The 13770-nt window shown below is 65.9% G+C and carries 17 protein-coding genes; 12 read left to right on the top strand and 5 right to left on the bottom strand.

What is annotated here, in order from left to right; genetic code table 11:
• Positions 1-7: 7 nt before the first annotated feature.
• Positions 8-1300 (top strand): MFS transporter, encoded by a 1293-nt coding sequence (locus tag ASG77_RS12685; protein WP_056346024.1) that lies wholly within the window; start codon positions 8-10, stop codon positions 1298-1300.
• 87 nt (positions 1301-1387) lie between these two features.
• Here ASG77_RS12685 and ASG77_RS12680 read toward each other — a convergent pair whose 3' ends face one another.
• Positions 1388-1885 carry an SRPBCC family protein gene (locus ASG77_RS12680; RefSeq protein WP_056346022.1) on the bottom strand — a complete coding sequence of 166 codons (498 nt, stop codon included), beginning with the start codon at positions 1883-1885 and terminating at the stop codon, positions 1388-1390.
• Positions 1886-1897: 12 nt separating this feature from the next.
• Positions 1898-2230 carry an ArsR/SmtB family transcription factor gene (locus ASG77_RS12675; RefSeq protein ID WP_056346020.1) on the bottom strand — a complete coding sequence of 111 codons (333 nt, stop codon included), beginning with the start codon at positions 2228-2230 and terminating at the stop codon, positions 1898-1900.
• Positions 2231-2371: 141 nt separating this feature from the next.
• Here ASG77_RS12675 and ASG77_RS12670 point away from each other — a divergent pair, with 141 nt between their 5' ends.
• On the top strand, positions 2372-2914 hold the full coding sequence (locus ASG77_RS12670; RefSeq protein ID WP_056346481.1) for a TspO/MBR family protein: 543 nt from the start codon (positions 2372-2374) through the stop codon (positions 2912-2914).
• A 185-nt stretch (positions 2915-3099) separates the two neighbouring features.
• Complete coding sequence (locus tag ASG77_RS12665; RefSeq protein WP_056346018.1) at positions 3100-3297, top strand: hypothetical protein; 198 nt, start codon at positions 3100-3102, stop codon at positions 3295-3297.
• Between the two features lie 84 nt (positions 3298-3381).
• Here the strand turns inward: ASG77_RS12665 and ASG77_RS12660 are convergent, their stop codons facing one another.
• The 3 genes from ASG77_RS12660 to ASG77_RS12650 all read right to left on the bottom strand — a co-directional run bounded on the left by ASG77_RS12660 (position 3382) and on the right by ASG77_RS12650 (position 5620).
• Positions 3382-4065 carry a DNA alkylation repair protein gene (locus ASG77_RS12660; protein WP_056346015.1) on the bottom strand — a complete coding sequence of 228 codons (684 nt, stop codon included), beginning with the start codon at positions 4063-4065 and terminating at the stop codon, positions 3382-3384.
• Positions 4066-4164: 99 nt separating this feature from the next.
• On the bottom strand, positions 4165-4734 hold the full coding sequence (locus ASG77_RS12655; protein WP_056346013.1) for a GNAT family N-acetyltransferase: 570 nt from the start codon (positions 4732-4734) through the stop codon (positions 4165-4167).
• 112 nt (positions 4735-4846) lie between these two features.
• On the bottom strand, positions 4847-5620 hold the full coding sequence (locus tag ASG77_RS12650) for an oxygenase MpaB family protein (protein WP_056346012.1): 774 nt from the start codon (positions 5618-5620) through the stop codon (positions 4847-4849).
• A 208-nt stretch (positions 5621-5828) separates the two neighbouring features.
• Here ASG77_RS12650 and ASG77_RS12645 point away from each other — a divergent pair, with 208 nt between their 5' ends.
• The 9 genes from ASG77_RS12645 to ASG77_RS12605 all read left to right on the top strand — a co-directional run.
• Complete coding sequence (locus tag ASG77_RS12645) at positions 5829-6800, top strand: matrixin family metalloprotease (protein WP_235564514.1); 972 nt, start codon at positions 5829-5831, stop codon at positions 6798-6800.
• Between the two features lie 171 nt (positions 6801-6971).
• Entirely contained in the window at positions 6972-7469 is a 498-nt protein-coding gene (gene uraD, locus ASG77_RS12640) for a 2-oxo-4-hydroxy-4-carboxy-5-ureidoimidazoline decarboxylase (protein WP_056346007.1), read from the top strand.
• Positions 7466-7807, top strand: coding sequence for a hydroxyisourate hydrolase (uraH, locus tag ASG77_RS12635; protein ID WP_056346006.1), 342 nt, complete (start codon positions 7466-7468; stop codon positions 7805-7807). The genes uraD and uraH overlap by 4 nt, the downstream gene beginning before the upstream one ends.
• Positions 7808-8201: 394 nt before the next feature.
• Complete coding sequence (locus ASG77_RS12630) at positions 8202-9551, top strand: MFS transporter (RefSeq protein WP_056346004.1); 1350 nt, start codon at positions 8202-8204, stop codon at positions 9549-9551.
• Positions 9552-9654: 103 nt separating this feature from the next.
• Positions 9655-10338, top strand: a complete 684-nt coding sequence (locus ASG77_RS12625; protein WP_056346001.1) for a GntR family transcriptional regulator — start codon at positions 9655-9657, stop codon at positions 10336-10338.
• Positions 10335-11141 carry an aspartate/glutamate racemase family protein gene (locus ASG77_RS12620; protein WP_056345999.1) on the top strand — a complete coding sequence of 269 codons (807 nt, stop codon included), beginning with the start codon at positions 10335-10337 and terminating at the stop codon, positions 11139-11141. The genes ASG77_RS12625 and ASG77_RS12620 overlap by 4 nt, the downstream gene beginning before the upstream one ends.
• Before the next feature lie 10 nt (positions 11142-11151).
• Positions 11152-12594, top strand: a complete 1443-nt coding sequence (locus ASG77_RS12615) for an amidohydrolase family protein (RefSeq protein ID WP_056345997.1) — start codon at positions 11152-11154, stop codon at positions 12592-12594.
• Positions 12595-12634: 40 nt separating this feature from the next.
• Positions 12635-13333, top strand: a complete 699-nt coding sequence (locus ASG77_RS12610; RefSeq protein ID WP_056345995.1) for a maleate cis-trans isomerase family protein — start codon at positions 12635-12637, stop codon at positions 13331-13333.
• A gap of 209 nt (positions 13334-13542) precedes the next feature.
• Positions 13543-13770, top strand: a 228-nt coding sequence (locus ASG77_RS12605; protein ID WP_156380326.1) for a hypothetical protein, incomplete at its 3' end; no start/stop codon positions are given.

Genomic DNA, 13770 nt, shown 5'->3' with positions numbered 1-13770 from the left:
GCACACGATGACCACTACTGCAGGCGTCCCAGCCGACGTCCAGGTTCACAAGTCCCACCTGCGCACCCTCGTCGGCACCGGCATCGGCAACGCCGTTGAATGGTACGACTGGGCCATCTATGCCACGTTCTCGCCGTTCATCGCGAGCGCACTGTTCAGCAAGGCGGATCCGACGTCGGCCTTCCTCGCCACCCTGGCGATCTTCGCCGTCGGCTTTGTCGCCCGCCCGTTCGGCGGCTTCGTCTTCGGCTGGATCGGTGACCGGATCGGCCGCAAGACGTCCATGACGTTCGCGGTGGGCCTCGCCGCCCTGGGCAGCCTGATCATCGGCGTCGCCCCCACTTTCGAGGCCGTGGGTGCCTTCGCCTCGGTCCTGCTGCTGGTGGCCCGGCTTATCCAGGGCCTTGCCCACGGCGGAGAGCTGCCGTCGTCGCAGACCTACCTCTCGGAAATGGCGCCCAAGGAACAGCGCGGATTCTGGGCAACGCTCATTTATACGTCCGGCACGGTCGGCATCCTGGCCGGAACCATGCTCGGCGCCATCCTCTCCAACGTCTTGAGCACGGCCGACATGAACGCCTGGGGCTGGCGGGTGCCATTCCTTATCGGCGGCGCCATGGGCCTCTACGCCCTGTTCATGCGGGCCCGCATGAAGGAAACGGCGGCGTTCGAGGCAGAATCGCCCAAGGAAAAGCACGAGCCGATGTGGCCACAGATCTACCAGCACCGCAAGCAGGCCCTGCAGGTGATTGGCCTGACCGTCGGCCTGACTGTGACCTACTACATCTGGGGCGTCGTGACTCCCAGCTATGCCGCGTCGGTCCTCAAGATGGACCGCGGCGAGGCCCTCTGGGCCAGCGTGATCGCCAACGTGCTGTTCATCGCCGCGCTGCCGTTCTGGGGCAAACTCTCGGACCGTATCGGCCGCAAGCCCGTCATGATCATGAGCGCCGCCGGCGCCGCGCTGTTCCACTTCCCCATGACTTGGCTGCTGAAGGACTCTCCGTGGCAGCTCGCGGTCACCATGTCCGTCATGCTGTTCTTCATCGCCGGCAGCGCAGCAATCGTCCCGGCCGTATACGCCGAACTGTTCCCCACCAAGATCCGCACGGTCGGCGTGGGCGTCCCGTATTCCATCTGCGTCGCAGTCTTCGGGGGTACCGCACCGTACCTTCAGGCCTGGCTTGGCTCCATCGGACAGGGCAACCTCTTCAACGTGTACGCGGTGGTCCTGCTGGCCATCAGCATCGCGTTTGTGTTCACCATCCCGGAGACGAAGGGCAAGGACCTGACACACTAAGCGGTACCCACAACAAAGGGGAGAGCACGACGGCGGGGCGTCCCGCCGTCGTACTCTCCCCTTTTGAGTGAAAACCGTCAGCGCTATTCAGGCGCGGGCGTGTTCGGCGAGGACGGCGTCGATCTGGCCGGCAGCCTCCTTTATGCCTTCCTCCATGCCCATCTTGACCATTTCTTCCATCTGCTCTTCGGAGTCGAACGTGGACATAATGGTCATCCGGGTGCGGCCACCCAGATCCTCGAGGTCAACAGCGGCATGGGCACTGCCCATGGCATCCACGGGCGCTCCGGTTTCGTCAGCGAAGCCGTCATCAAATTCGAGCTTGCGCGGTGCCTCGATGGTTCTGAATTTCCACCAGCCTCGGGGCTTCTCGCCTTCGGGCGTGGTCATGTAATAGCCGGCCCGCCCGCCGGGCTGGAAGTCGAACCGGTCAAACGTGGCCGGATAGTTGGGCGGACCCCACCAGCGCTCCAGCTGGCGCGGGTCTTCCCAGATCTGCCAGACGCGCTCGACGACGGCGTCGAACTCCGCCACGAGGGTGAGGCTGAGTGCCTCGAGATTCTTGGTGGAACCGATAACAGGCATTGCGCAACCTTCCTATCCTTCAGCCAGAATGTCTGCGATCCGCTCGGCGCGCTGCCGCCAGATCGCTTCATACTCGTCAAGCAGCCGGCGGGCCTTTTCCAGTCCTTCGTGGTTTCCCCGCACAATCTGCTCCCTTCCGCGTTTCTCCTTGGTCACCAGGGAAGCGCGCTCCAACACCGCCACATGCTTCTGGACGGCGGCGAAACTCATGGCGTAGAGGGCGGCGAGGCCGGAGACGGAAGACTCCCCCGCCGTCACCCGCCGGACAATGTCCCTCCGGGTGGCGTCCGCGAGCGCCTGGAACAGGCGGCCCACGTCCGCGTCTCTGAGCTGATCTACAACCATTTGGTTGTACGATACGCCGGTGGCGGAGGGGTGTCAAGGCTTGAATGCTGCCCCCGAAATGCCATCTCGAAGGGACCCTGACGGAGACCTCCGATGCCTCCGGGTTTGACGCGGGTACCCGCCGTTGTCCACAGTGGGTCAGTGCCTGACACTGTCCCCACCGAAGCGCAAGGTCCGGCAGTCCCGGACGGGCCGTCCCGACGGCGGCAGGTTGCCGCCCTGATCGGCTTCCTCGCGCTTTCCTGGGCCGTGTCGTTCGTGGGGTCCCTCCCGATCCGAACGGCTGCCGGCGGCTGGTACGCCCTGGCGGACAAAGCCCCCTGGACGCCTCCCGGGCTGATGTTCACGTCGGTCTGGCTGGTCCTTTACGCGGCAATGGCCGTGGCGGCATGGCTGGTGTGGCGGCAGCGGCGCCACCCCCGCCGCCGCGCACTAAGGCTCTATGGGCTCCAACTGGCCCTGAACCTAATCTGGCCCATGACGTTCTTCGGGCTGTATCCCATACTGGGGACCGCGGCGCTCTGGCTGGCCCTGGCCGTCCTCGCCGCCCTCTTCCTCACAGCGGCCCTGACAGTTCTGCGCTTTGGACCCATCAGCCCAACGGCTGGACTGCTGATGCTGCCGAACGTCTCGTGGCTGGTGTTTTCGGCGTCCCTGAACCTTTACGCTGCCGTCAGTAACTAAGGCCGGCCCGAGCGTGTAATCGCTCACACTTTCGCCGTTTCGGTTGCAAATGTCGGCGGCGAGCATGAAGCATGAGATCGGGACCCCGTTCCCGCACTACCAAGATCAGCAATCCTCACCGACGAGGATGCGGCCCCCTCAAGGACGACGCGGAGCCGTTAACTGCATGAGCGAAAGTACTGACAATGACGTTTGAGAACACTGACTCCATCACGCTGAAAATCTGGGACCGGTCTTCCCTTGAGCACACCCTTGAGAGCGTTGTGCACGACCTCTCGGTCAAGGCGAACACCACCAAATGCCGCATTGCGGTCCAGTGCAGCGGCCCCAACACTTTCACGGTCAGCGTCCGTGGCCAGGAACGCCAGCTCGTCACCGTCTGATCGGTTCACGGCTAAAACTGAAGCGGACGACGGCGGGAGGTTCCCGGCGTCGTCCGCTTTCGTTTTGCTTCCGGGCTGACAGCCTTACGCGGTGGCCTGGCGGCTCACCATCTCGTTGATCCAGACCGGCGCGAAGGGTGACGTGCAGTTCGGGGGCGTCGGGTAGTCCTTGAGGACCTCGAGCCGTTCGCCGATATCGAGCGCCCGGGCCCGGTGCTCGGGATGCTCGATCCCAATGAAGGCCAGCGTGTGGTTCATGGCCCACTGCAGCCGGTCCGGGGCGTCCTTCATCTGGGCCTCGATAATGTCCAGCAGCCCAGGGAGGTCGAGCCCTGCGGGCTTTTTCGCCACCCGTTCGCTGGTCAGGGCCCAGCCGGCGCTGGCGACCACCGGATCCGGATCAGCCATCCAGGCCACGCGCAGGTCCTCGGCGTGCGGGCTCTTCTTCACGACGTAATTCACGAGCCAGTCGTGCACTTTGGGGGCGCGCGCCTCGCGGAGCATGGTGTCCAGTTCGTCGCGTTCGAAGGCCTTTGGCCGGCAGATCAGCAGGGCCACCAGCCTGGCCGGAGTGTCGTTCGTGGACCAGAGCTCGCGCGCGAGTTCCTGCTGGGTCTTCAGCCGCTTCGCGACCGCGCGCAGCTTGGACAGGTTCACCCCGTGGTCGTCGCCGCGCTTCTCGTTCGCCTCGCGCATCTTCGGGTCCTCAAGCACGGCCAGCTCGGCCATCACTTCGCCCAGCAGCCCGGCCGTTATCGTTTCCGACATGTCACCCCTTCGGTCACCCTTTTGTCGGTTCCAGCCTACGGCTGCCAGCGGGTTTGCAGCAGATGCGGCCGTCAGTGGTCCGCGTCAGTTATGCGGCCATTACCGACCGCCGGTGGCCACCCAGGAACCGAGCGGCTCCTCCGCCACTTCCGTGTCCGCGTCCTCGGTCCCGCAGGGCACAAACCCGCGGGACTGGTAGTTTGCCAGGGCCGCGGGACCGTCCAGCGTGCAGGTGTGGACCCAGACACGGGACACCTGCGGGAGGCCGCAGCGTTGTGCCAGCGACCATGCGGCCGTGATGGCGTGTTCCAGCAGCCCGCCGCCGAGACCCCGTCCGATCGCCTGCTCTGAGAGGCCGAAGTACCTGACCTCAACGTGCGTTCCATCCTCGGCGACGACGGGCTGAAGGTGGACATAGCCCCACGGCACGCCCTCCCCATAGAGGACCCAGAATTCCGTCCCCGGCACGGCGAGCTCCTCGGCCCACTGCTGCCGTGTCCACTCGAGCCGATCCGTCCAGTGCCACGGTCCGCCCACCAGGCCATAGAGGAAACGGGCATACTCCGGGGTGACCCCAACAGCCCGGTCCAGCCGTGCCTCATCGTGCAACGGGCGCGCCGTCCAAGCTGGCGGTTGGAGCATCTGGAGCGTTGTGGTGGTGACCTTCATGGACAGCTCAAACCCTTCGATTTCGATCGTCCGTCAATCCTATTTGAGACCAGGCGAGGACAGACGACGACGGCGCCCCCCGCCGTCGTCCGCTTCCCCGCGCGGGGGGGTCCTACGAGGTGCGGAGCCGGCCGAGGCAGTAGTTCTTGACGCAGTGCCGGACCGGCCGCGGCAGCCGTGGATACACCAGGGCGGACCACCGGGTGGTGCGGTCGAACAGGCGGCTGTGGCGGTCGCTCCACGGCAGCCCGAAGCCGGCGCGCAAGTGGTCCGGCAGCAGCCCGGCGGTGATGAACCGGATCAGGGGCATGCTCATCCGCAGCCAGAGCGGCCCGGCCGGCGGGTACAGGAGGTTGCGGCCGACGCCGGCGGTGACGGCGTCCAGTTCCAGTGTCAGCAGGGACGTGTCCCAGTATGTCCTGAAGGCTGCGCGGTCGGCCGGCCACAGGTTCGCCGGCAGTTGCAGGACGGTGCCGATTCTTGCGTAGTCGCTGTACATGAGGTCGGCTGCCTCGTCGTCCAGCGGGCCGTAGATTTTCTCGTAGACGGTGATGGCTGTGTCGTACAGGGTGGCCACCACCCATAATTGCGCCTGGGCATCGAACGCGCTGTACCCGTGGGAGCCGGCTTCGGGCTTGCGGCGGACCGTGGAGTGGGCCCGGTTGACGCTGCGGCGAACGGCCGCGACCTGCGCCTCTGTTCCGTAAACGACCGCGTAGACGTAGGTGACGGTGGCCCGGAAGCGGTCCAGGGGACGGGCAATAAAGTCACTGTGCTCGGCGACGCCATGGCCCACCGCGGGGTTCGCGATCTGCAGCAGGATGGCGCGGCCCGCCCCGGCGAGCAATACACCTTCAGCGCCTATGTCGGCCAGGTTCCGCACCATGGACCCACGATACCGGAGAAGGCAACCACTACTTCCCCCGCGACTCCGTCAATGCGGGCTACCTCAAGGACAGCGACATGTATCCCGTCTGCGTGACCATCGAGGAGTAGCCCCGCACTTCACGGGTAATCTCGTACGGATCAACGGGACCGCCGCTATGCTGGGCAGACCATCAAAGGAGATGGCACGGCAGCGCAAGGGGGAACTGTTGGAATCAGATTCTGGCGACAGGGAGTTTCCCCGCATCCGCCGTTCGCCCAGCGGGCGCATTCCGCAATGGGCAATCGATGAGGCACTGGGCAAGCCGCCAGCGCCCGAGCCGTGGCGCGGTGCCCCCATCTCGCCAATCTCGGCAAAGAGGACCGTCCACCGCCGGAAAGTCCGCGGGCGCAAGTGGACATCGCGCACCACCACGGTCCTGGGCATCGCCCTCGTGGTGGGTCTCTACTTCACGCCGACCCTCTTCGACCGGTATGTGTTGCCGGCAGCCATGCCCCACCTGCCAGGCGCCAAAGTGCCGCCACCAGGGTTCGAGGCCGCATCAGCCCCGCTCGGACTGCCGCCAGCCACCAGCGGATCCACCGCCTATGTCCTGCAGAAATCCCCGGAACCGGGCCAGGCCTTTGTGGCCTATGACCCTTGCCGTCCGCTGCACTACGTAGTCCGGCCGGACTACGCGCCGCCAGGAACAGACGTACTTATCGAGGAGGCCGTGTCCGCAGTTTCCGCGGCCTCGGGACTGCAGTTCGTGTATGACGGAACCACGTCCGAGGCGCCATCCGAAGCCCGCGAAGCGTACCAGCCAGCGCGCTACGGCAAGCAATGGGCGCCGATTCTCATTGCGTGGTCGTCCCCGGCGGAAGCACCCAAGCTGGCAGGGAAGGTTGCAGGGACCGGTGGAAGCTCCTACGCCCATATTCCCGGCGAGCCCTATGTGTACGTCGCCGGCCAGGTGACCCTCGATGCGCCGGGCCTCGCGGAAACACTGGCCTGGCCGGAGGGACCTGCCCACATCCGCGCCATCATCATGCACGAGCTGGGGCACGTCCTGGGGCTGGACCACGTGGACGATTCCACGCAACTGATGCATGAGAAAAACAGCGGGCAGTTCGACTTCGGCGATGGCGACCGCGCCGGGCTGGCGCTGCTGGGAACCGGGGAATGCGTCCCGCGGCTGTAATCCCCGACGTATTCACGTCGGTGCGGCTGACCGTTTTGCGGGTCAGTTGACACCCGCTGGCGCGTGCGGTTGACTTTTGCATATGCTGAAATAACAGTTCCATGATGCGGAATAAAGTATCCGCATAGCCCTACACCGTGGATGCCAGCATCAAACACGAGGATCTGTTTTATGCACCTTGAACAGTTCAACACGGCTGGCCGCCCGGAGGCTGCCGATTTCCTGCGCCCCTGCCTGGACATCCAACGCTGGATCGACGAGCTCGCCGACGCGCGGCCCTATTCCAGCCTCAACGCGCTCCTGGCGGCGGGCGGCGGCGCAGCCAACCCCTTCACCCCGATGGAGATCGAAGCAGCCCTCGCCCACCACCCGCGGATCGGCGAGCGGGCGCAGGGAGACAGCGCGGAAGCGAAGCTGTCCCAGTCGGAACAAGCCGGACTGGGCGTGGCCGACGCTGCCGTGGCCGAGGCCCTGGCGGAAGGCAACCGGGCCTACGAGGAGAAGTTCGGGCAGGTGTTCCTTATCCGCGCCGCCGGCCGCAGCCGCGAGGAGATCCTGGCCGCGCTCAACACCCGGCTCACCCATACCCCCGAAGCGGAACAATCAATCATTGGCCAGCAGTTGCGGGAAATCGCACTGCTCCGACTCGAAGGACTGATGGGCAGATGAGCACCTCCCACGTCACCACCCATGTACTCGATACAGGCTCCGGAAAACCGGCGGCCGAGGTCCCGGTGACCCTCCACGTACTCGACGGCGAGAGCTGGGTCCGGATCGCCGGGGGCGCCACCGACGCGGACGGACGCATCAAGCAGCTGGGACCTCAGCGACTGCCTTCGGGAACCTACCGCCTGGCGTTCGACACGGGCAAGTACTACGCCGCCACCGGCACCGAAACGTTCTTCCCGGAGGTGACCCTCACGTTTGACGTGGTGGAATCGGAGGCCCACTACCATGTGCCGCTCCTGCTGAGCCCGTTCGCCTATTCCACGTACCGGGGCAGCTGAGCCCACCGGCCCCTGCCGGAAACTGCCATGCCGGAACGGGTCCGCGGCGACGCCGCGGGCCCTTTCGCGCGCCCATCGTCCGGCTCCCCAACGTCTCCACGTCGGCCGCGACCGCACCGCCAGCCGGAACGCCGGCAGCGGTCACAATCGGTAATTTGGCCCGGGTGGGCCATAACGGAACAAATTCCTTGACAGTGGTACGGGTCACTTCTATTCTAAATTTTGGGATCCCAACTTGGGATCCCAAAAGATCGCGATCCGGGTCCCAAGCCGCAGTTCGTAACCAGGCTTCTCCGGATTTAGGCTCCAGGACGCCCCACCAGCCGGCCTCCTGCCCCGCGAACACCCAGCCTTTCTTCCCGTCTGCAATCTTCCTCTCTGCAAAGGAGAAGTTGTGTCTCTTCAAAATACTGAAACCGCTGTACCGCTTCCCGACGACAAAACCGGCAAAACCGGCAAGGACGGCGTGCAACGTCGCACCAACGTCCGCTGGAAAATGTTCCTGCTCCTGCTGGTCCTCGTCGCCGTCAACTACATCGACAGGGGCTCCATCTCGGTGGCCCTGCCCATCATCCAGAAGGAATTCAATCTCGCCCCCGAGCTCGTGGGCCTCCTGCTCTCGGCCTTCTTCTGGACCTACGCGCTCATGCAGATCCCGGTCGGCTGGCTGATCGACAAGTTCGGTCCGCGCAAGGTCATGACAGCTTCCTGCGTGGGCTGGGGTGCAGCAACCGCCGCATCCGGCCTGGCCGGCGGCTTCCTGAGCATGTTCATCGCCCGGCTCGGCATCGGCGTCACCGAAGCCGGCGTGATGCCGGCCGGCGGCAAACTCAACGCCATCTGGATGCACAAGTCGGAACGCGGCCGCGGCGCCACCATCCTGGACGCCGGCGCCCCCCTCGGGGCGGGTCTGGGCGGCATCCTGATCGCCGGGCTCATCGCGTCAACCGGCAGCTGGCGCACGGCATTCATCATCGCCGGCGCCGCAACGGTCCTCATGGGTCTGGCCGTCTGGTGGTACATCCGGGACAACCCCCGCCAGCACCGCGGCGTCAACGCCGCCGAGGCCGAATACATTGAGGCCTCGCACGCCGCGGAAGATGCCGAAGCCGCGAAGGAAGGTGCCTCGGGCAAGCGCGCCCTGCTCCCGTACCTGAAGTTCCGTTCCTTCTGGGCCATGTGCTTCGGCTGGCTGGGCTTCAACGGCGTGTTCTACGGCCTGCTCACCTGGGGCCCGCTCTACCTCGCCCAGGCCAAGGGCTTCGACCTGAAGACCATCGGCTGGTCCACCTTCGTGATCTTCGGAGCCGGTTTCGTCGGTGAAATCCTGGGCGGCCACATCGCCGACAAGTGGCGCAACTCCGGCGCCTCGGCCAACTTGGTCATGCGTACCCTGCTGGGCATCTCCAGCGTTGTGGTCATCGGCGGCCTGGTAGGCGTCACCATCGTGGCGGATCCGACGACGGCGGTAGTCCTGCTGTCCGTGGTCATGTTCTTCCTCCGCTGGGTGGGCCTCTTCTGGAGCATCCCCTCCATCCTGGGCGGCCGGACCAATGCCGGCGTCCTGGGCGGCGCCATGAACTTCAGCGGCAACATCGCGGGCTTCGTCACCCCGATTGTGGTAGGCCTGATTGTCGGGGCCACGGGCTCCTACACCTGGGCACTGCTGTACTTTGTAGGATCCGCGGTCATCATGGGAGTCTCCGTGCTGACACTGAACTACAACAAGCGCCTCCCGGTCTAACTCGCCTGACCGGGCCGGCCCGACGGCCTGTACCGCCGAAAGGCCGGACACCGGCCGGGAACGCCGGGCGCACTGCCTGAAAGAACCACGAATGGAGCCAGAATTGCTTATCGCAGACGACACGAACAACACGGACCGCCCCCTCCGGGAGACCGTGCGTGACACGCTCCGTACGAGGATTTTCGAAGGCCACTATGCGCCCGGCACCCGGCTGGTGGAGCGGGATCTCGCCGCCGAATTCAACGTCTCGCGCCTTCCCGTCCGCGAGGCCCTCCGGATGCTCCGCCAGGAAGGCCTGACCAGGGACCGCGCTTCCCGCGGCATGGAGGTCAGCGGACTGAGCGCCAAAGATGTGGAAGACCTCTTTGACGTCCGCCAGTCCCTTGAGGTCCTCGCCTGCCGGCTGGCCGCGGCCCGCGCCACGGCCCAGGACCTCGAACAACTCCAGGGCCTGCTGGACGAGGCCGACCGCTGCCTCGCCAAGGGATCCATCTTGGAAGCCCACCGCGCCAACAGCGAATTCCACGACGCCATCACCCGCATCGCCAACAACGACTTTCTCCGCTCAGCGCTGGAACCTCTTCAGGGCCGCATGCACTGGCTCTTCCGCCACGTCAGCGACCTCCCGGAACTGATCCAGGAACACCGCGACCTGTACGCCGCCATCGCCAGCGGCGACCCGGAACGCGCCGCCGCCCAATCGGCGTCGCACATCGGCAAGTACCGCGAGCAGTTCCCCGAAGACTCCACCGCCGCCGAGCCCAAGCAGCATCGGAAAAAACCATGAAACTCCTGGTCATCAACCCCAACACCAGTGCCGACGTCACGGCGCTGATCGAAGCCGAGGCCGTGCGTTCGGCCGGGCCGGACACCGAACTGCTCGTGCGGACCGCCGGGCACGGCGTCGAGTACATCGAAACCCGCTTCGAATCCCTCATCGCCGCCGGCGCCGTCGCCGAAATCATCGCCGAGTATCACGGCCAGGTGGATGGCGTCGTGGTGGCGGCGTTCGGCGATCCCGGCATGCCGGCCCTCAAGGAACTGGTGGATGTGCCGGTCATCGGCATCACCGAGGCCGCCCTCTGCGCCGCCGCCCTCCAGGGCCAGCGCTTCTCCATCATCGCCATCTCGGACCGCATCACCGCCTGGTACCGGGACTGCGTTGAGCACTTCGGGCTCGGCGGCCGCCTGGCCTCGATCCGTTCCATCAACCAGAGCCTCAACTCGATCGGCTCCGTCCAGGCCGACTTCAAGGACACACTCCTGGCACTCAGCCGGCAGGCTGTCGCGGAGGACGGGGCCGACGTCGTGATCCTGGCAGGTGCCCCGCTCGCCGGGCTCGCCCGCGAACTTGAGGGACAGATCCCCGTTCCCGTGGTGGACGGCATCTCCGCCGGCATCCGGATGACCGAAGCCGTGGTTGCCCTGCAGTCGGGCTTCCACCGGCAGGGCGCCTTTGCTCCGCCGCCCGTCAAGCGCCGCAGCGGACTGTCCGAAAACCTCGACGCCGCCCTGGCCGACGCGCAGAACGCCGCCGCCCAGTCGAACGCCGCCGTTATCTCGACCGCCCAGCCCGCCACCCAGAAGTAGGAGGACAACGATGTCCCACACCCCAGATCTCGTCGTCGCCCACGGCACCGTGGTCAACAGCTTCGGCCGCCAACAGGCCCATATTGTGGTCCGGGACGGCCGCATCGTGCAGCTGCTCGACGCCTCCGAGCCCGTGCCCGCAGCAACACGCACCGTGGACGCAAGCGGCCAGCTGGTGATCCCCGGCGGCGTGGACGGCCACTGCCACGTGGCCCAGGTGACCGGCCGCTTCCGCACCTTGGACGACTACCGCACCACCTCCACGGCAGCGCTGTGGGGCGGCACCACCACCATCATCGATTTCGGCATCCCGCGCGACGCCCAGGAAACCCCCTTGGACGCCGTGCTGAACAAGAAGCGCCTGGCCGCCGAATCGCGCTGCGACGTGGCACTGCACGGCTCCGTGGTCAGCTGGGACGAAACCGTGCCGTGGCAGCTGGAGCAGCTCGCCGCCGAAGGTGTGCGCTCCGTGAAGATGTACACCACCAACCGCGGCTCCACCATGGCCGACGGCGACACCATCCTCAAGGTCATGCGTGAAATGGTCCGCCTGGACGGCCTCACCTACATCCACGCCGAGCACGACCCCATCATTGCCGACTGCACAGAGCAGCACGCCGCGGACGGACGCATCGCCATCGAGCACCTGCACCGGACCCGCCCCGAGCTGGCCGAGGAAATCTCCGTCAGGGAAACCCTCGCCATGGCCGAATACACCGGGGCGCCGGTCTACTTCGTGCACCAGTCGACTCCCGGCGCCGTGGACCTGGTCACCGAGGCCCGCAGCCGCGGCCAGGAAGCCTATTCCGAGACATGCCCGCACTACCTGAGCCTGGATGACACCGTCTACGGCGGCACGTTCCCCGAGTGGTACGCCTGCTGCCCGCCCATGCGCAGCGCCGAAACCGTAGCCGCCCTCAAGGAACGCCTCGCCGCCGGGGCGATCCACACCGTGGCCTCGGACCACTCCTGCTACGACCTCTCGCAGAAACGCGACCGCACGGACGACGTCCGCTTCATGCCGCACGGCCTGCCCGGCGTCGAGACCCGCATGCCGGTGACCTTCACGGCGCTTTCCTCGGCCGGCGGCTCCGTGGAGGACTTCGTGGAGGTCTTCTCCGCCGGTCCCGCACGGATCAACGCACTGCCGCGCAAGGGCGCCATCGTGGAAGGGTTCGACGCCGACCTCGTCGTTTTCGATCCCGCCACCGAACGCCTCGTCGACGGCGGTGCGCTGCACATGGGAACTGATTTCTCGCCGTTCGACGGGAAGGCACTGACCGGCTGGCCCGCCGTCGTCGTCTCCTCCGGGCGCGTGGTGCTGGACACCGGCGGTTTCCACGATCCCGGCCCCGTGGGCCGCTTGGTGGCCCGCAACGGCTTCACCGAACACCGCGACGCCCTGTCCCCGCTGACCCCTGCAGCGCCCGCCACCGTCACGATTTCTGCCTAGGAGCCCCATACCTTCCGCCAACCGCCCCATCCGTATCGGCATGATCGTGCCGTCCTCCAACACGTGCCTGGAGCCGCAGAGCTACCGCATCCTGGGTGACCGCCGCGACGTCACGCTGCACTTCACCCGCATCAATGTCACCCGCATCGCGCTGGATGATTCCTCGGACAAGCAGTTCGACGCCGCCGGGATGCACGCCGCCGCGAAACTGCTCGCAACGTCGGACGTGGACGTCATTGCCTGGAACGGCACCTCCGGATCCTGGCTCGGCGCCGACCATGACCGCCGGCTCGTGCAGGGAATCACGGACGCCACGGGCATCCCGGCCACCACGTCCACCCTGGCGTACATGGAGGCGTTCAAGTCCTTCGGCACCGAACGCATCGGGCTCTTCACTCCATACACCGGGGACGTCAACGAGGCCGTGATCGAGTCCTACGCGCAGGCCGGCGTCAAGACCATCGACCACCGGCACCTGGACCTGAGCGACAACGAGTCCTTCGCCTCTGTCACCGACGCCGAGATGCTGCCGGGCTCGCTGGAACTCGCAGCCTCGAATCCGGATGCTCTGATCTACCTGTGCACCAACCTGTACGGTGCCAACATCACGGCCGAAGTGGAGGAGCGAACCGGTGTACCGGTCCTGGACTCGGTGGCCGTAACCCTGTGGCATTGCCTCAGGATGGCGGGTGCACCGCTGCTGGACCGGCGCTGGGGCAGGCTCCTCACGTCCGCCTGAAAGCAACGCGGGGTCAGATACGGCCGATTCTGGGCGGCTTAATGGGCCGTATCCGACCCCGCGTTGCTTGTGGCTCCGTTAGCAGCCAAATGTGACCGCCAGCTCGCCTTGACGCGCGGATCGTCACCTAGATAATCTCGAGATGCAATAAAGTTTTCTCACAGAACGAAAACTTGAGCCAACCATTCAACGATGAAAAGAGGCTGGACGTGGCTGCAGGAGAAGAGACCTCCCATATCCTCAGCGGGTTGACAAACCAGCTGCCCGATCGTGATCCGGAAGAGACCGCCGAATGGCTGGAGTCCCTGGATGCCCTGATTCAGGAACAGGGCACCGAGCGTGCCCAATACATCATGCGGAGCCTGCTGCAGCGCGCCGGCGCGCAGAGCGTCGGCGTGCCGATGGTGACCACCACGGACTACGTGAACACCATCCCG

Origin of the sequence: Arthrobacter sp. Soil762, from assembly GCF_001428335.1 — a bacterium.
Classification (GTDB): domain Bacteria; phylum Actinomycetota; class Actinomycetes; order Actinomycetales; family Micrococcaceae; genus Arthrobacter.
Note: the sequence above shows the minus strand (reverse complement) of the source record. Positions and strands in the feature narration are given on the sequence as shown.